At 64.1% G+C, this 17372-nt stretch carries 16 protein-coding genes; 6 read left to right on the top strand and 10 right to left on the bottom strand.

All coding sequences use genetic code 11. The annotated features are described in order from the left end of the window. Window positions 1-42: 42 nt before the first annotated feature. The 3 genes from AB8Z38_RS25010 to AB8Z38_RS25000 all read left to right on the top strand — a co-directional run bounded on the left by AB8Z38_RS25010 (window position 43) and on the right by AB8Z38_RS25000 (window position 3108). Window positions 43-417 (top strand): nuclear transport factor 2 family protein, encoded by a 375-nt coding sequence (locus AB8Z38_RS25010; protein ID WP_369720420.1) that lies wholly within the window; start codon window positions 43-45, stop codon window positions 415-417. A gap of 185 nt (window positions 418-602) precedes the next feature. Then, window positions 603-1460 (top strand): class A beta-lactamase, encoded by an 858-nt coding sequence (bla, locus tag AB8Z38_RS25005; RefSeq protein WP_369720419.1) that lies wholly within the window; start codon window positions 603-605, stop codon window positions 1458-1460. Between the two features lie 40 nt (window positions 1461-1500). Next, complete coding sequence (locus AB8Z38_RS25000) at window positions 1501-3108, top strand: Na+/H+ antiporter (protein ID WP_369726598.1); 1608 nt, start codon at window positions 1501-1503, stop codon at window positions 3106-3108. A gap of 170 nt (window positions 3109-3278) precedes the next feature. Here the strand turns inward: AB8Z38_RS25000 and AB8Z38_RS24995 are convergent, their stop codons facing one another. From AB8Z38_RS24995 to AB8Z38_RS24970, 6 genes are all read right to left on the bottom strand, one after another. Continuing rightward, window positions 3279-4058 carry an N-acetylmuramoyl-L-alanine amidase gene (locus AB8Z38_RS24995; RefSeq protein ID WP_369726597.1) on the bottom strand — a complete coding sequence of 260 codons (780 nt, stop codon included), beginning with the start codon at window positions 4056-4058 and terminating at the stop codon, window positions 3279-3281. A gap of 36 nt (window positions 4059-4094) precedes the next feature. Next, complete coding sequence (locus AB8Z38_RS24990; protein ID WP_369720418.1) at window positions 4095-5432, bottom strand: Rieske 2Fe-2S domain-containing protein; 1338 nt, start codon at window positions 5430-5432, stop codon at window positions 4095-4097. A 73-nt stretch (window positions 5433-5505) separates the two neighbouring features. Next, window positions 5506-6402 carry a TauD/TfdA dioxygenase family protein gene (locus AB8Z38_RS24985; RefSeq protein ID WP_369720417.1) on the bottom strand — a complete coding sequence of 299 codons (897 nt, stop codon included), beginning with the start codon at window positions 6400-6402 and terminating at the stop codon, window positions 5506-5508. 264 nt (window positions 6403-6666) lie between these two features. Further along, window positions 6667-7950, bottom strand: coding sequence for a flavodoxin-dependent (E)-4-hydroxy-3-methylbut-2-enyl-diphosphate synthase (gene ispG, locus AB8Z38_RS24980; RefSeq protein ID WP_369720416.1), 1284 nt, complete (start codon window positions 7948-7950; stop codon window positions 6667-6669). A 12-nt stretch (window positions 7951-7962) separates the two neighbouring features. After that, window positions 7963-8916, bottom strand: coding sequence for a DMT family transporter (locus AB8Z38_RS24975; protein WP_369720415.1), 954 nt, complete (start codon window positions 8914-8916; stop codon window positions 7963-7965). Between the two features lie 35 nt (window positions 8917-8951). Continuing rightward, complete coding sequence (locus AB8Z38_RS24970) at window positions 8952-9446, bottom strand: Fur family transcriptional regulator (protein ID WP_369720414.1); 495 nt, start codon at window positions 9444-9446, stop codon at window positions 8952-8954. A gap of 155 nt (window positions 9447-9601) precedes the next feature. On the opposite strand from AB8Z38_RS24970, the gene AB8Z38_RS24965 reads away from it, so the two are divergent. Genes AB8Z38_RS24965 through AB8Z38_RS24955 form a run of 3 tightly spaced genes read left to right on the top strand, consistent with a single transcriptional unit; the run spans window position 9602 to window position 12801 of the window. Further along, entirely contained in the window at window positions 9602-10084 is a 483-nt protein-coding gene (locus AB8Z38_RS24965; protein ID WP_369720413.1) for a MarR family winged helix-turn-helix transcriptional regulator, read from the top strand. Further along, the gene (locus tag AB8Z38_RS24960; RefSeq protein ID WP_369720412.1) at window positions 10077-11240 is read left to right on the top strand and encodes an HlyD family secretion protein; all 1164 of its coding nucleotides are present in this window, start codon (window positions 10077-10079) and stop codon (window positions 11238-11240) included. Before AB8Z38_RS24965 ends, AB8Z38_RS24960 begins: the two co-directional genes overlap by 8 nt. Window positions 11241-11244: 4 nt before the next feature. Then, entirely contained in the window at window positions 11245-12801 is a 1557-nt protein-coding gene (locus tag AB8Z38_RS24955; RefSeq protein ID WP_369720411.1) for an MDR family MFS transporter, read from the top strand. A 161-nt stretch (window positions 12802-12962) separates the two neighbouring features. Here AB8Z38_RS24955 and AB8Z38_RS24950 read toward each other — a convergent pair whose 3' ends face one another. The 4 genes from AB8Z38_RS24950 to pcaH form a co-directional block, all read right to left on the bottom strand. After that, window positions 12963-14027 carry a phosphotransferase gene (locus tag AB8Z38_RS24950; protein ID WP_369720410.1) on the bottom strand — a complete coding sequence of 355 codons (1065 nt, stop codon included), beginning with the start codon at window positions 14025-14027 and terminating at the stop codon, window positions 12963-12965. Window positions 14028-14100: 73 nt separating this feature from the next. Further along, complete coding sequence (locus AB8Z38_RS24945; RefSeq protein ID WP_369720409.1) at window positions 14101-15792, bottom strand: methyl-accepting chemotaxis protein; 1692 nt, start codon at window positions 15790-15792, stop codon at window positions 14101-14103. A 262-nt stretch (window positions 15793-16054) separates the two neighbouring features. Beyond that, window positions 16055-16657 carry a protocatechuate 3,4-dioxygenase subunit alpha gene (pcaG, locus tag AB8Z38_RS24940; protein ID WP_369726596.1) on the bottom strand — a complete coding sequence of 201 codons (603 nt, stop codon included), beginning with the start codon at window positions 16655-16657 and terminating at the stop codon, window positions 16055-16057. 13 nt (window positions 16658-16670) lie between these two features. Further along, entirely contained in the window at window positions 16671-17372 is a 702-nt protein-coding gene (pcaH, locus tag AB8Z38_RS24935) for a protocatechuate 3,4-dioxygenase subunit beta (protein WP_369720408.1), read from the bottom strand.

The raw sequence follows: 17372 nt of genomic DNA, 5'->3' as shown, positions 1-17372 counted from the left end.
TACGACAAAGTTGGCGTCAAGCCACATTCAGAGGGATGGTCCATGAGCCAGAACCGTTCGAGCGTCGAAGCCGTGGTGCAATCCTATTTTGACGGGCTGTACGAGGGCGACGCCGAAAAGCTCGGCGCCATCTTCCATCCCTCCGCCGATTTGCGCTGGGTCGAGAAGGGCGAATTGCAGGTGCTGACCGTACCCGACTGGCTCGACCGCGTGCGCAAGCGCACCTCGGCGAAGGCGGAGGGCAAGCCGCGCGAGGATTTCATCGTCACCATCGATCGTTCGGATGACAAGACCGCCTTCATCAAAGTCAAATGCCAGCTGCCGCCGCGTTTTTTCACTGACTATCTGGTCGCGATGAAGCTGGCAGATGGCTGGCAGATCGTGTCCAAATCGTATCGGTATGATCTGAAGGAGTGAGGGCGCGCGACCTTCGCTGCCCGAAATCGGGCGCACTCGCCCGCCATTCTCCGTCATTGCGAGCGTAGCGAAGCAATCCAGAATCTCTCCGTAGAGGCGGACTGGATTGCTTCGCCGCGCTCGCAATGACGACGCGGATAATGCGTAAGTTGCAACCCCACCTCCGTCACGCCCAAAAAGTCCCCATGCATCTTGACCGCCGTTCCCTGCTCGCCTCGCTTTGCTGGATGGCCGCCGGCCCCGTTCTCGCCGCCGACGCCTCACCGAAACTTGAAGCTTACGAACGCGACAGCGGCGGGCGGATCGGGGTCTATGCGGAGAATCTCGCCACGGGCGCCAAGCTCGCCTGGCGTGCCGACGAGCGGTTCGTCATGTGTTCGACATTCAAGGCCTCGCTTGCGGCCTGCGTGCTGGCGCGGGTCGACCGCGGCGAGGAACAGCTGGCGGAAATGATCCCCTACGGCCAGGCTGACCTGCTCGATTACGCGCCCGTCGCAAAGCAGAATCTCTCCGCCGGTGCGATGTCGGTCTCGGACATGTGCAAGGCGGCCGTCGAGCTCAGCGACAACAGCTGCGCCAATTTGCTCCTGGCGCGGATCGGCGGGCCCGCCACGCTGACCGCATTCTGGCGTACGCTCGGAGACACCACCTCGCGACTCGACCACAACGAGCCCGAGCTCAACCGCTCGCCGCCCGGCGATCCCCATGACACCACCACGCCGGCCGCGATGGCTGGCAATCTGCGCCGCCTGGTGCTTGGCGAGAGCCTGTCGCCAGCGTCGCGAGCCCAGCTCACCGACTGGATGGTCAATTGCAAGACCGGTGCCAACCGGCTCCGCGCAGGCCTGCCCGCAGGCTGGAAGATCGGCGACAAGACCGGCAACAACGGCAAGGACGCCTCCGGCGATATCGCGCTGGCGTGGCCCAGGCCGGACACGCCGATTGTGATCGCAGCCTATACCCAGGGCGGCTCGCCGAGTGCTGCGCAGATCGAAACCGTGTTCGCAAGCATCGGGCGCATGGTGAGCGAGCGGCTCGCCTGACATTGACCTGTCGGTCGCTTCCGGGCGAAGACAGGCCATGATCGAAGCGAAATTTCAGACCTTTCTCATCCTGCTTGCGGTGTTGGCAGGCACGGCGGTCGCGGCACGCCGCTTCAACGTCGCGCCGGCCATTCTCCTGATGCTGGCCGGCATTGGCCTCGCCTTCGTGCCGGGCATGCCGCCGGTCGAGTTGCCGCCGGAACTCGTGCTGCTGATGGTGCTGCCGCCGCTGATCTACTCGGCCAGCGTCGCGATGAGCTGGCGCGAATTTAACAACAACCTTCGTCCGATCGTGCTGCTCGCGGTCGGCGCGGTGATCTTCACCGCGGCGATGGTGGCCACCGCCACCCACTATTTGATCGGCCTGCCCTGGACCATCGGCTTCCTGTTGGGGGCCATCGTCGCGCCGCCCGACGTGGTGGCGCCGCTCGCGATCGCACGACGGCTGCACATGCCGCGACGGATCCTGGTCGTGCTCGAGGGCGAGGGGCTGGCCAACGATGCCACTGCGCTGATTGTCTACCGCTTTGCCCTCGCCGCGACCATGGTCGGCCATTTCTCGCTGCCGATTGCGGCCGGCGAGTTCTCGCTCATCGTCGCCGGCGAGATTGCGTTCGGCATCGGCATCGGCTGGCTCTCCCTGCGCGCCCGCAAATGGGCTCACGATCCGCAGGTCGAGCTCACGCTGTCGCTGATCACCCCTTACGTCTCCTACTGGCTGCCCGAACATTTCGGCGGCTCCGGCGTGATCGCTACCGTCGCCTGCGGCCTCTATGTGAGCTGGAACGGCCCGCTGTGGATATCCTCGTCGACGCGGCTGCAAGGCATCTTCTTCTGGGATCTCATCATCTACCTCATCGAGGGCCTGCTGTTCCTGCTCACCGGCTTCCAGATGCGGGCGCTCTACGAGAAGTCGAAGGCGTTTCCGCTTCACGACATCATGACCGCGACCGCCGTGGTCGTGGCGATCGTCGTCATCGCACGCTTTGCCTGGCTCTATCCCGCGACCTATCTGCCGCGGATGGCGAGCAGGTCACTGCGCGAGCGCGATCCGTCGCCGCCGTGGCAATGGGTGTTCGCGCTGGCCTTCACCGGCGTGCGCGGCGCGGTGTCGCTCGCAGCCGCACTGGCACTGCCATTCACCTTGCCGGGCGGCGACGCCTTTCCCTATCGCGACCTGATCCTGTTCGTCGCCTTTGGCGTCATCTTCATCACGCTGGTCGGCGTCGGCCTCACGCTGCCGCCGGTCGTGCGCTGGCTCGGCGTCGCAGACGCCGGCCGCAACGAGCATATTGCCGAGCACGAGGCGGAGATCGCAGCGCGCCGCCAGGCGCTCGACGCTGCGTTGAAATCGCTCGATGCGTTGACGGAGGAGAAGGACGTCTCCGATGAGGTGGTGCGGCTGTTGCGCGCGCGCCACGAAATCCGCGCCAACCAGCTTCCGGACTCGCTCGACCCGGGCCACCATGATGTTTCCGCCGCCGGCACCGCATTGACCCGCGAACTGATCGAAGCCGAACGCAAATTCATCCACGACCTCTTGCGCGACGGCAAGATCACTGACGAAACGCGGCGCCGGATCGAGCGCGATCTGGACCTGGAGGAAGCGGGTTTGGCGAATAGGGAATATCGGGCAGGGCCGCTGTAACCCTCCGTCGTCCCGAACAAGCGCGCGAGTCAGGGCGACAATGGTGGATAGAGGAGACATTGCTGCCTCGTCATTGCGAGCGCAGCGAAGCAATCCAGACTGCCTCCACGGGAAAACTCTGGGTCGCTTCGCTGCGCTCGCGATGACGATTATTGAAGCGGCGGGGCAAACTACCGCCTGTCGCAAAAATCCTTCATCGCCGCGGTCACGGCTGTCGCGATCAGCTCCTGCCGCTCCGGCGAGTTCATCGCCATTTCCTCGTCGCGGTTGATGATGGAGCCGGCTTCCAGCAGCACCGCGGCGCTGTTGGTTTGCGACAGCACGACGAGCCCGTCATAGCGGTAGACGCCGACATCCTTGTCGAGCAATTGGTGCCGGTAGCGGCCCATCAGCGGCAGGGTGTATTGGCTGGCATATTGCAGGCCGCGGTCCTTCAGCTCCTTGCCGAGCAGCCGGGCGAAGGCGAGGCTTGTGCCGAAGTGCGGATTGCGCTCGGACACGAACAGCGAATGGCCGCGAAAGCGGTCGCTGAAGTAGCTCTTGGCACCCTCGAACTCCCATGCCTCGAGCATCTTGTCCGGCACGGAATCGTGGTGGATCGACAGGAAAAAATCGGCATGGGCAGCGTTGGCGGTGCCGACGCGCTTGAGCAGGCTCGCCCTCGCCTTGCCTTCAGTCACAAGCAGCCGCGTCGCGGCAAAGCCCGCCGACTTCAATGTCTCTCCGATGAGCCGGGCCAGGTGCAGGTTGAAGCCGAACTCGACATCGTTGCGCGCGCTCGTCGCTCCCTGCGATTCCGAGGTGTGACCGACATCGAGGATGATCCGGAACTTGCGCGGCTCGCACCTCTCCGGGGCGGGCGGCTTTGGCCTGGCTTTCGCGACCTTGCGGGCCGGTGCGGCGCGGCGCGCATCGGTCGGTGCGAGCAGCAGCGTCATGAGCGATGCCATGAGAATTGCGACGAGGCCCCGCGCCCGCGACAAGCCCTACTCCGCCGCTGCAATTCGCGGGCGGCCGACAAAGCCCGAGACGTCGCCGAAGCGCTCCAGCATCACCGCCGGCAGGTCCTTGGCCTTGCTGGTGACGCAGGCGCCCGAGCGCACGGCGTAACGGTCCTGATGCGCGGCCTGCGGCGGCGGCTCGCCCTGCTGCAGCGCGCGCGCCAGATCCATCACGACTTTCCGGAAATGCATGATCCCGAGGTCGGTCGGACCGAGATGCTCGCGGCTGCGGTCGGCGATCGGGCCCTGGCTGTCCTGCACGGCGGCGTCCTGCTCGGAAACGCCCTTGATGCCGGTGTAGCTCCTGGTCTTCTGGAGCTTGCGGTCGATCAGATAGTCGTTGCCCTTGTGGCGCAGCGGCAGGTAATTGTCGTCCACTTCCGCGATCACGCCATTGCCGCGGTCATAGGCGTCGCGTTCTGCTTGCGTCAGCGGCCGTTCCGGATTCCAGGCATAGGTGTAGATCCAGGACTTGGTGTCGGTCACAGGCACGAAGGTCTGGCCAAAGATGCTCTCGCCCGGCATCGCGCTCGGCGCATAGGCGTGAAATGGCACCAGGAACTGCGCGATGCGCCAGTAGATGTTGTCGCTGCCAGTCAGGCGGCCGCCCGCGATGGTCAGCCCCGCCTCGTGCGAGGCGATCTTGATCACCGGACGCGGATCTTCGGCGATCCATCGCATGTGGTCACTCGACATCCGCGCAATCGGATTCACAAAATGCTTCTTGATGTCCAGGATCTCGTTCTCCTCCTTGTCGAAGGAAAGGTGCGCGAAGGTGAAATGCGCAGTGTCGATCGAGCCCTCCAGCGCCTGCACCCAGTTGCAGTCCTGCCATTTCTTGCTGACGTAGCGGTGCGAGGCCGGCAGCAGCGCCATTTCAAGATCGGGCAGCTCGGGCATCGTCCCGGCCGGACCCATATAGGCCCAGATCATCTCGCCCCATTCGCGCACCGGATAGGATTTGATGCGGATGAGGTCTTTTGCGTTGAGATCGGGATAGGAGGTCGGCATGTCGACACACCGGCCGTCAGTGTCGAACTTCCAGCCGTGATAAACGCAGCGGATGCCGCATTCCTCATTGCGCCCGAGCCAGAGATTGGCGCCGCGATGCGGGCAGTATTGGTCGATCACACCGACCACGCCGCGGGAATCACGGAATGCGAGCAGCTCTTCGCCAAGCACGACGATCTTCTTGGGTTCGCCGTCGGGCTCCGGCAATTCTTCGGAGAGCAGAACGGGTATCCAGAAGCGGCGCAACAATTCGCCCATGCCCGTTCCCGGGCCTGACTCGGTCAGGAACTTATTGTCCTCGGCGCGGAGCATGGCGGATCCTCCCGATTTGTTTTTCGGGAAGATTGGCGCGAGAGCGCGAGGACGTCAACGCAAGAAGCGGGGACTAAACCGGCCGTTCCCCCTTCACCGTCACCCGTGTCCCTGATCGCGTGTGCGGCCAGTAATCCCACATCGCGCAGTGCTGGGTGCAGCGATTGTCCCAGAACGCGATGGCGTTCTCGGTCCAGCGGAAACGGCACTGGAACAGCGGATTTTCCGCGTGCTGGTAGAGATAGGCCAGCATCGCGTCGCTCTCGTCGCGAGGGATGCCGTTGATGTGGCGGGTGAAACCGCGATTGACGTAGAGCGCCTTCTTGCCCGTGACCGGATGCGTGCGCACTACCGGATGCTCGGCATGCGGATAGGACGGACGGTCGGCGACGCCGTAGTTCGCATACAGCCCGCGATAGATCGGCTCGCCGTCATGCAGTGCGGTCAATCCATCGAGATAGGCCTTCATCCGATCCGACAGCGCTTCATAGGCCGCGTACATGTTGGCGAACAGCGTGTCGCCGCCGCGCGGCGGGCATTGCTTGATGTAGAGGATCGAGCCCATCGGCGGATCGAGGTCGCAGGAGACGTCGGAATGCCAGCCCTCGCCGTTGGCGCGCGGCGAGTTCGCATCCGCGTAGATCTTCATCAACGCCGGGTCTTCATCCTCATGCGGCGCGGCGGGATGGAAATGCAGCTCGCCGAACTTGCGGCCGAACGCCAGATGCTGCTGCGGCGTGATGTGCTGATCGCGGAAGAAGATCACAAGGTTTTCGGCGAGCGCGCGGTGGACCTCGTCCATCTGCCGGTTGGAGCGTGCATCGTCCGAGACGAGCCTGCCGATGTCGACGCCGGAGATCTCCGCGCCGATGATGGGCGTGAGCTTTTCGACCGCGATGGTTTCATACGGCGCACCGTCATCCGCCATGTGGCGATAGCGCGGGCCCTGCTTGCCACCGAGTGAGCTCATGGCGTGTCTCCCGATCGTTTTGATTGGGAGACATCGTAGCGCGCGGTGACAGATACGCAATCTGCGCCGCAAACTCAGCTCGTCGTCCCGGACAAGCGCAAGCGCAGATCCGGGATCCATAACCACAGGATTTGGTTTGGCGAAGACTCGGAGTGGCAGCCTGGCGTAACCACACACTCCTGTGGTTATGGATCCGGATCGGCGCGCGCTTTTTGGCGCGCTTGTCCGGGACGACGGCGGAGTGAGGGCGCGAGCGGAGTTAAATCACTCCGCAGCCGTCACCGACGCCTTGCTGCCCGCACCATACTTCTGGTCGATGTAGTCGATCACCAGCGCCTTGAAGTCGGCGGAGATGGTCGGACCACGCAGCGTGCGGAACTTCTTGCCATCGACGAAGACGGGCGCGGCCGGGGCTTCGCCAGTGCCGGGCAGGGAGATGCCGATATTGGCGTGCTTGGACTCGCCGGGGCCGTTGACGATGCAGCCCATCACCGCGACGTTGAGCTCTTCGACCCCCGGATATTTCGTCTTCCAGTTCGGCATCTCGTCGCGGATGAAGCCCTGGATCGAGCTGGCCAGCTCCTGGAACGTGGTCGAGGTGGTGCGGCCACAGCCGGGGCAGGCCGCGACCAGCGGCACGAAGGTGCGGAAGCCCATGGTCTGCAGCAGTTCCTGGCCGACCTGCACCTCACGGGTGCGGTCGCCGCCGGGCTCCGGCGTCAGCGAGATACGGATGGTGTCGCCGATGCCCTGCTGCAAGAGAATGCCGAGCGCTGCCGAGGAGGCGACGATGCCCTTGGTGCCCATGCCGGCTTCGGTGAGGCCGAGATGGATGGCATAATCGGAGCGAGCCGCGAGATCCTGGTAGACCGCGATCAGATCCTGCACGGCCGAGACCTTGGCCGAGAGGATGATGCGGTCCTTGGGCATGCCGAGCTCCTCGGCACGCGCGGCCGAGAGCAATGCCGACTGCACCATGGCCTCGCGCGTCACCGCGCGCACGTCGCGCGGATCGAGCGACGCGGCGTTCTCGTCCATCAGCTTGGTGAGCAGTTCCTGGTCGAGTGAACCCCAGTTGGCGCCGATGCGCACCGGCTTGCTGTTCTTGTTGGCGATCTCGATGATGTCGGCGAACTGGGTGTCGCGCTTGTCCTTGAAACCGACATTGCCGGGATTGATGCGATATTTGGCCAGCGCTTCCGCGCAGGCCGGATAGGCCGCAAGCAGCTTGTGGCCGATATAGTGGAAGTCGCCGATCAAGGGCGTGTTGATGCCGCGCTTGAGCAGGCCGTCACGGATGTGCGGGACGGCGGCAGCGGCCTCCTCACGGTCCACGGTGATGCGGACCATTTCGGAGCCGGCGCGCGCGAGCGCCGCGACCTGGGCGATGGTGCCGTCGATATCGGCGGTGTCGGTATTGGTCATCGACTGGACCACGATCGGCGCACCGCCGCCGACAAGGACGCCGCCGACCTTGACCTGGGTGGTGTGATGCCGCGGCGCCGGGCCCGCGATGTCGGAATCGATGGTGTTTTCGAGCTTGTTCATGGGGTCCAAATATCAGGTTTTGGTGACGTTCAGCAATGCATCGCGTGGTGCCGCAGCCGTTGAGCTCGGACGGTTAACCAGGAAAAGTCCAGCAATTACAAGGACCGCGGCAGCCCCGAACGCCAGGCTCAGGCGGTCGTGCATGATGAAATAGCTACCCACCACGCCAAACAAAGGGGTGATGAAGGTAAAAGCGGACAATTTGCTGGCCGAGTAGGTCTTCACCAACGCGAACCAAAGCGTGAACGTGGTTCCAACCACCCAGATCGCCTGGAAGGCCATCAGGCCGAACGATAGCGCCGACGGCGTGTGGGTGATGGATTCCCCGAACAGCCAGGCGGCCGTGCCCAGGATCGGGATCGAGGTCGCGACCTGATAGCCGAGCGCCTTCTCCGGCGCGGCGAAGCGCAGTCGTGTGCCCTTGGCGATAAGCGTGGTGCCCGCCCACAATGAAGCGCCAGCGACGATCAAGAGATCGCCGAGCAGGACATGCGAGTCCACATTGGCCTGCGGCACGCCGATCGCGAGGGCAACGCCGGCAAAGCTCACGGCCAGCCCCAGCCATTGCGTACCGCCGAGCCGCTCGCCCAGCACCTGATAGGAGCCGAGCGCGACGAAGAACGGTGCGGTGTAGAGAAACACCACCGCGCGCGAGGCGGAGGTGAGGCGCAGGCCCTGGAAGATCAGCACGAATTCGATCCCGAACATCAGCCCGGCGACCAGGCCTGGTTTCCAGGTCCCGTCGCGTTCGAAGAAATTGACGCCACGCAGCGTGCCGACGATGAAAAGCACCGGCAACGCACCCATCGACCGGATCATCGCCTGAAGCATCGGCGGGATGTCGGGCAGAACGAATTTCACCGCGATCTGATTGAAGCCCCAGGTCAGGCACAGCATGAGCATCAAGGCGATGGCGCCGGCACTCAGGGGACGCCCGGCGGATTGTGTGGCTTGAGGTGAGGACATGTCTTCCCGAAATCCGGCTTCGCGCCGTTGTTGCTTCAAGACGTCTTCTGACAATGGGTGCAGGTGCCCGTGATCTCGACCACGGACAATTTCGGCGCAAAGCCTGACGCGCGCGCCGCGAGGTTAAGGTCTTGCGCAAAGGACGCGGACGGGATCTCGCCGACGAGGCCGCAATGCTCGCAAATCAGAAACGCGACCGCGGAGGTCGCGTCGTGGTCATGGGCGGCGCAGGCGAGATAGGCGTTGCGGCTTTCGATGCGGTGCACGAGACCGTTCGTCATCAAGAAATCGAGCGCGCGATAGACCGTGATCGGCGCCGGCCGCGGCATCGATTTGGCCAATTCGTCGATCACTTCATAGGCCCCGAGCGGGCGATGGCTGGAGAGCAACGCCGCCAACACCTGGCGGCGAATTGGCGTGAATTTCTGCGCCCGCTGCTCGCAAACCGCCTCGGCATGCGACAGCGCGTCCGCGGTGCAGCGGCCGTGATCGTGGTCGGGGGTCGGAAATGCCGGCTTTGCGAGGGTCATCTGGCTCGCCTTCTAGCATTTCGGGTCGGGAACCCAAAGTCCCACCGGTGGCCGGCTGCCAGCCATGCTTTTGCGGCGGGACAGCCTCCCGTTAACCCGCCATGAAATAATCATAAGCTTGCTTATTATATTCAAGCTTATTGGAGACAAAGCACATGACCCGCGGGTCCGTCGACCAGAACTTCCTGTTCACGCTCGGTGAGCTCTACCGCCTCCTGCGGGTCTATGCCGACAAGGAGGCGTCGCGCTTCGGCATCACCCGCGCGCAGTGGGCCGTGCTCGCCAAGGTCGAGCGCAGCGAGGGCATGAAACAGTCGGAACTCGCCGAACTTCTCGAGATGCAGCCGATCACGCTGACGCGCCTGATTGACAAGCTCTGCGACAATGACTGGATCGAACGCCGCAGCGATGCCTCGGACCGCCGCGTCAAGCGCCTCCATCTGAGGAAGGCCGGACGGCAGCTGCTTGGCAAGATGAGCGGATTGAAATCCGAACTCACGGCGAACGCGCTCGAAGGCATCAATCCGGCGGACGCCCATCGCCTTCTCACTCAACTCGAAACCATCAAGGAAAACGTGCGTAACGCGATCCAGACGTCGGGAGCGGAGCAAGCGCGTAAGGAGCAACGCTATGGCTGATCAGGTCCTCAAGTTCCAGCCCGAGCAGAAGATCGACAGCGGCAAGCCGGCCAAGAAGGCCGGCACCGACCCGCGCCGCCGCGTGGTTGCGGGCCTGCGGCGCTATCGCCGCTTCCTGCTGATGGTCGTGCTGCCGATCGTGGTCGCCATCGCCGGCTTCACCTTCTATCTCAATGGCGGCCGCTATGTCGGTACCGACGACGCCTATGTCGGCGCGCAGAAGGTGCTGGTGACACCTGACATCTCCGGCAAGATCGAGAAGGTCGTCGTCAAAGAGGGCCAGATCGTCAAGCAGGGCGATGAGCTGTTTGAGATCGATCCCGTGCCGTTCCGCCTCGCGGTCGACGAGGCCAAGGCCCAGCTCATGCAGGCGCAGTCCACCTATGACAATCTCCGCGCCAACATCAAGATCTACGGCCAGATGCTCGATCTCGCGCAGCAGGGCATGGACTTGAAGCAACGCGACGTCGAGCGCAAGCAGGCGCTGGTCAAGAACAACTTCGGCTCGCAGCTCGATCTCGACAACGCATCGAACGCGCTGGTCACCGCAGGCGCGCAGGCGCAGTTCATCAAGCAGCAGCTCTCCAATGCCAAGATGCAACTGCTCGGCGATCCCGAGCTGCCGCTCGAGCGGTTTCCACCCTACGCGCAAGCCAAGGCCAAGCTCGACGAGGCCCAGCGCAATCTCGACCACACCGTGCTTCGCGCGCCGATGGCCGGCGTCGCAACGCAAGTCGAGCAGATCCAGCTCGGCCGTTTCGTTGCGGCCGGCACGCCTGTGTTCTCCATCATCGACGTCGCCCATCCCTGGGTCGACGCCAATCCAAAGGAAAGCGATCTCACCTACGTCACCGCAGGCCAGCCCGTCACGCTCGAGGTCGATGCGTTCCCGAACCATGTCTTCAAGGGCAAGATCGGCTCGCTCTCACCCGGCACCGGCGCACAGTTCGCCATTCTGCCGCCGCAGAACGCCACCGGCAATTTCGTCAAGGTGGTGCAGCGCGTGCCGGTCCGGATCTATTTCGACGAGACCGACAATTACGTGAGGAAGCTGAAGGCCGGCATGAGCGTCTATGCCACGATCGACACCGGCCACCAGCGCTCGCTCGCCAGCTTGTTCGGATTGTCCGCGACCGCGAATCAAGACAAGGACTGATCGGATGTCCGGTCCCAATGCCAGCCTGATGGTCCCCGGCCTGCGCCGGAACATGGTGACGATCTGCGCCATGACCGCGACCATCATGCAGGCGCTGGACACCACGATCGCCAACGTCGCGCTACCCTACATGCAGGGCACGCTGTCGGCCTCGCAGGACCAGATCAACTGGGTGCTGACCTCCTACATCGTCGCCGCCGCGATCATGACGGCGCCGGTGGGCTGGATCTCCAACCGCTTCGGCCGCAAGCGCATCTTCATCATCTGCGCCGGCGGTTTCACCCTTACCTCCGTGCTGTGCGGCCTCGCGCAGGACATCAACCAGATGGTGCTGTTCCGGCTGCTGCAAGGCGTGTTCGGCGCGGCGCTGGTGCCGCTGTCGCAGTCGGTCATGCTCGACTATTACACGCTCCAGGAACGCGCCAAGGCGATGTCGATCTGGGGCATGGGCGTGATGATGGGGCCGATCATGGGCCCTTCGCTCGGCGCCTGGCTGACCGAGACCTATTCCTGGCATTGGGTGTTCTTCGTCAATTTGCCGTTCGGCGCGATCACCGTCCTTGGGCTCTCCATCTTCATGGACGAAACCAAGCAGGACACCAGCCTCAAATTCGACTGGTTCGGCTTCGGAGCGCTGGCGATCGGGATTGGCGCGCTGCAGCTCGCGCTCGACCGCGGCGAGCAGCTCGACTGGTTTGAATCCGCCGAGATCCTGACCGAGTTCGCCGTCGCGGCGGTCGCCTTCTATTATTTCTTCGCACACTCCTTCACGACCTCACGGCCGTTCATCCAGTTCGCGCTGTTCCGGGATCGCAATTTTGTCACCGGCTGCATCTTCATGACGGTGATGGGGCTCGTGCTGTACTCCACCATGGCGCTGGCCTCGCCCTACCTTCAGAACGTCATCGGCTATCCCATCATGACCGCGGGCGGGCTGCTCGCCAGTCGCGGCTTCGGGACTTTCTTCGCCATGATGATGGTCGGCCGCATCATGCGCTACATCGAGGCGCGCACGCTGATCATCTGCGGCCTGACGCTGACGGCGGCGTCGCTGTTCCGGATGACCGGCTGGACCGACCAGACCCAGGTGCCCGAAATCGTGGTCGTCAGCGTCATCCAGGGCTTTGGCTTCGGCCTGGTCTTCGTGCCGCTCTCGACCGTGGCGTTCATGACGTTGCCGAACCATTTGCGCACCGACGGCACCTCGATGCTGACGCTGTTGCGCAACGTCGCGAGCTCGGTCGGCATCTCCATCGTCATCGCCCAGCTCACCCAGGGCACGCGCAGGACCTACGCCATCCTGTCCGAGCACATCAACCCGTTCAATCACGCGCTGCAGATGCCGGATGTGAGCGGCATGATCAATCTATCCACCGACGCCGGCCGCGCCATGGCCGACCGGCTCGTTGGCCTCCAGGCACAAATCATCGCGTTCGCACGCGACTATCAGCTGGTGATGTTCTTCATCCTCTGCACCATCCCGCTGGCGCTGATGATCGGCTCGAGCAAGGCCATGCTGCGCAAGCAGTCGGCGGCGCCGGAACATGCGGTGATGGAGTAGACGCTTTCGTCGTCCCGGCGAAGGCCGGGACCCATACCGCGAGGTCTATCGGTCCCCCGCGGTGTCGGTCCGAACGGAGATCACTACGAGTCTTCGCCAAACCACTCCCTGTGGCTATGGGTCCCGGCCTTCGCCGGGACGACACTGAATTTCTAGAACCATCACCCCAAAATCTCCTCGCAGCCGAGATCCTCGACCGCCATCATCACCCGCTCCAGATTGTTCCACCAGATCACCGGTGGGATGTTGATGCTCCATTGCCAGATCGGCTTGGTGATGTGCCAGAGCACGGACCAGCGATAATCCTGATCGAGTGCGCCGCGCGTGTAGCCGCTGACACCGTTCGCGATCAGCGTCTGATGGTAGTGGTTGAGCAGAAGGCGCTCGAGAGCCTGCCGGCGTTCCGGATACCATTGCATCGCCATCATGTAGGCGAGGTCGTTGGTGGGCACATCGATGCCCCACAGATCGAAATCGAAGATGCGCACGGTGTCGACGACACCGGCACGAGGCAGCATGAAATTCCAGGTGTGAGCGTCGCCATGGGCGATGCTGACGCGGCGGCGCGAATGATAACGCTGGGACAGTCGGGCCGACTGCTCGACGAGGCGGCGGTAGAGGATACGCCGCTCCTCGCTGAGGCGATCGCCAAGCTGATCGGCGAAGCGGTCATAGTGGCCGGCGAAGGTCTCCATTTGCCTTGCGCTGTCTTCGGTGCTCTCCCAGGTGCCGACGGTCTCGCCGAGGCTGGCATGATCCCACCACGCCGCGTGCCAGCGGGCGAGCGCAGTGACAATCGCCATCATCTGTTCGCGCGATGGCGGCAGCGGCGATTGGGGTATGATCTCATGGCTGTCGGTAAGGTCCTCGAGCAGCAGATGCCAGGCGAGGCTCTCCTCGTCGAAATTCCCGTCGAAGCAGCGCGGCACCAACTGCGCCGGCATTTTGGGTGCAACCTGGGTGTAGTAGGCCACCTCGTGTCGGCCGGCGTTCGCCAGCGGCTTAGCGAAGGCCGCATGCGGCGTCTTGAGGATCAGAGATTGCGGCGCGCCGGCGGACTCCCCGACATAGCGTAGCCCGAGCCGGGTGATGTGCGACAGGACCGTGTCGCGCTCATGCAGCACCTTCACCTCGCGGACCGCGCCGCGATCCAGCACACCGGCTTTGCGCAGCGCAGCCGTCAGGGCTGCTGGCTCAGTGACCGCAGGCAGTTGTGGAGGTGTCATGCAGGGCGCCCCGATTCCCGCGCGTATTCTGCACGATCACGCAAGCAAGCGCCAGCGGCAGGCGCTTCGCCGGCTAAGCGGCAGCCGTGGAGTCCCGCACCGTCCGGACCACGACCGACCGCAGAGATTCGAGATTCGCGGCCATGCCGGCAATCGCTTGCCTGACTTCCGCGGCGCGCTCGTTCACCGCGGCAGCGTCGCGGCTGACGTTAGCGATCTTGGCCGAGACCTCCTCCGCGGCGGAGGCCGATTCGGAAATCGACCGCGCGATCTCCCGCGTCGCGGCGTCCTGCTCTTCCATCGCGGCGGCAACCGAGGTCGCCACGCCGTCGATCTCGACGATGTGGCCTCCCATCGTCTCGACGGAATCGACCGCGGCCTGCGTCGAGGCCTGGATCTCGGCGATCAGGCGCGCGATCTCCTCGGTGGATTTGGCAGTCTGGTCGGACAACGATTTCACTTCGGCTGCGACCACCGCAAAGCCGCGGCCGGCGTCGCCGGCGCGCGCCGCCTCGATCGTGGCGTTGAGCGCCAAAAGGTTGGTCTGGCCTGCGATACCGCCGATCAGGTCGGTGACCTCGGCGATCTTCTTGACCGATCCGGCCAGCGCCTGAATGGTCGATCGCGCCTGCTCACGACCGGCGACCGCCGATTTGGTGGCCGTGCTGGTCCGCGCGACCTGGGTTGCGATCTCGCGGATAGAAGCGCTCAACTCTTCGGCCGCCGCCGAGACGGTCTGCGAGCTGCCGAGAGCCTGGTTGGAGGCCGCGGCAACTGCCTGCGACTCCGCGGAGAGCGATCGGGCGATGTCGGACAGGCCAGAGGCGGCCCGCTCGACCCCTTGCGTCGCCGCACTCGCGGTGTCGACCGACCGGCCGGTCTCGCGCTCGACGGTCTCGGCCATCTGGTGCAGGGCACCGCGCTTGGCCAGCGCCGCTTCCTGCTCCTTGCGCAGCTGCTCCTCGCGAAGACGGGAATTCTCGAGCGCGGCCTGCTTGAACACCAGCAGCGCGCTCGCCATCGAGCCGACCTCGTCCCGGCGGTGCGCGAAAGGAATGTCGGTGGCGAGATCGCCGGTCGCGAGCGTTTGCATGCTACCCGTCATGCGCACGATCGGGCGCATCACGCCGAGGGCGACGCCGAGCAGGCCCGCCGCAATGAAGGCGAGGACGGCGGCGGAGACGCCGAGGAGGATATAAAGCATGGAGCTGTCGCGGTCCGCGGCGAGCTTCTCCATGTCGGCATTCTGCTTGTTGGCGCTCTCGACGATGGCGTCGATGACGGCGCGATGCGCCGTATAGGCATTCTTGAGCTGCGCATAGGCGCGCTCGGAAGCGCCGCTGTCCCTGGCCTTGAGAGCCGGCAGGAGCTGGTCGGAAAGCAGCTTCCAGAACTTCTGCACCTCGGCATCGGATTTCGACACCAGCGCAGCCTTGAGGTCGGCCGAGAGGCTCGAGCTCGTCCAGAACGCCTTGCGCTCGTCGTAATCCTTGCGGAGCTGGACCAGACGCTCGCTGTGTGCAGCGAGTTGGTCGGGCTCGCGCATCGCGAGCGTGGCTTCGAGATAGGCCTCGATCACATATTCCGGCGGCGGCAGGATGTCGGCGACGAGGTCGTTGCCGAGCTTGATGTCGGAATAGAGCGGACCGCCGACCTTGAGCTCTTTCAAGGCGTAGAGGCTGGTCGAGACCACGGCGGTAAAACCGATGGCGAGAACGATCCCAAACGCGACGATCGCGGAGGACAACGACAGGCGAATTTTCATGGACGATCCGGGCCCCGCGTCAGATTTCCCGGTGATGCTAGATCGTTGCGGTAAATACGGACTTGCCTCGCGACAACATTCGTCGCGTGGAAACACCGCTAAACTACGGGAATGAGACGTTGAGCGATCGGTTTTGAGTCAGCGAGACTGACGCATAGACGTGATGCAGGATCAGTTCAGGGCCGATGCAGGCGACAACGGGCGCCATTGCGCTGGATAAAGAACGCGTGCCGGCGACTCGATATCGCCGGCATGCGCTGCATCACACGTCGAAGAACACCGTCTCCTTGTCGCCCTGCAAGTGCAGGTCGAGGCGATAGACCGGCTTGCCGGCCTCGCGCGTCGCGATGATGGTGGCGCGGCGATCGGCGGGCACCAGCGCCAGCACGGGATCGGCGGCGTTGCCGGCCTCGTCGCTGAAATAGATGCGGGTATAGAGATGCCGCAGCATGCCGCGCCCGAACACCGCAAGGACGATGTGCGGCGCCTGCGGCTTGCCATCGGGATCCGGCACCGCGCCGGGCTTGATGGTCTCGAAGGCATAGTGGCCATCCTTGTCGGTGCCGCTGCGAGCGAAGCCGCGGAAGCTGGCGTTCGGTAGCGCGCGCTTGTCCTGCGGATCGGCGTAGCGGCCCTGGGCATCCGCCTGCCAGATCTCCAGCATGGCGTCCGGCACGGCGACGCCGTCGCCGTCGAACACGCGGCCTTCGATGCGAACGCGATCGCCGGAGACGTCAGGCGTCAGCGTCGAGTTGGTGAACGCGTCGTTCCAGGCGTACTCGCCGTTCGGCGTCAGGCCATATTTGAAGAACGGACCGACGGTCTGCGATGGTGTGATCCCGTTGTCCTTCACGTTGTCCTCCACGTTCTCCTGCACGTTACCTGGTCTCCATGGGGGTGGCGTTCTTGCCGCGCAGCACAACGTCGAAGCGATAGCACAGCGCCCATTCGGGCTTGGTGTTCTCGAGATCGAACGACGACACCATCCGCATCCGCGCCTTCTCGTCCGGCACCGAGTTGAAGATCGGATCGAACGGGAACAAGGGATCGCCCGGGAAATACATCTGCGTCACCAGCCGCGTGACGAAGGAATAGCCAAACACCGAAAGATGGATGTGGGCCGGCCGCCAAGCGTTGTGATGATTGCCCCAGGGGTAAGCGCCGGGTTTGATGGTGACGAAGCGGTAGTAACCCGAGGCATCGCTTTGCGTGCGGCCCGCCCCGGTGAAGTTCGGATCGAGCGGCGCCGGATGCTGGTCGCGGACATGGACGTAGCGACCGCAGGCATTGGCCTGCCAGATCTCGACCAGCGAGTTCGGCACGCCGCGGCCGTCCTCGTCGCGGACATGGCCGTGCACGATGATGCGCTCGCCGAGCGGCTCGCCGCTGTGCTGGGTGGTGAGGTCATTGTCGCCCTCGCGCACGGTCTCATGACCGTAGACCGGACCGGTCAGTTCCGACAGCGTGTGGCGCATCGGGATCAACGGCTTGTGCGGCGCGCGCTTGATTGAGCTCTTGTATTCGGGCGACAGCGGCAGCGGATGTGCTTTGTTGCTGTCGACGGGATAGATGAATGTCAT

The organism is Bradyrhizobium sp. LLZ17, from assembly GCF_041200145.1.
Lineage (GTDB): Bacteria > Pseudomonadota > Alphaproteobacteria > Rhizobiales > Xanthobacteraceae > Bradyrhizobium.
Note: the sequence above shows the minus strand (reverse complement) of the source record. Positions and strands in the feature narration are given on the sequence as shown.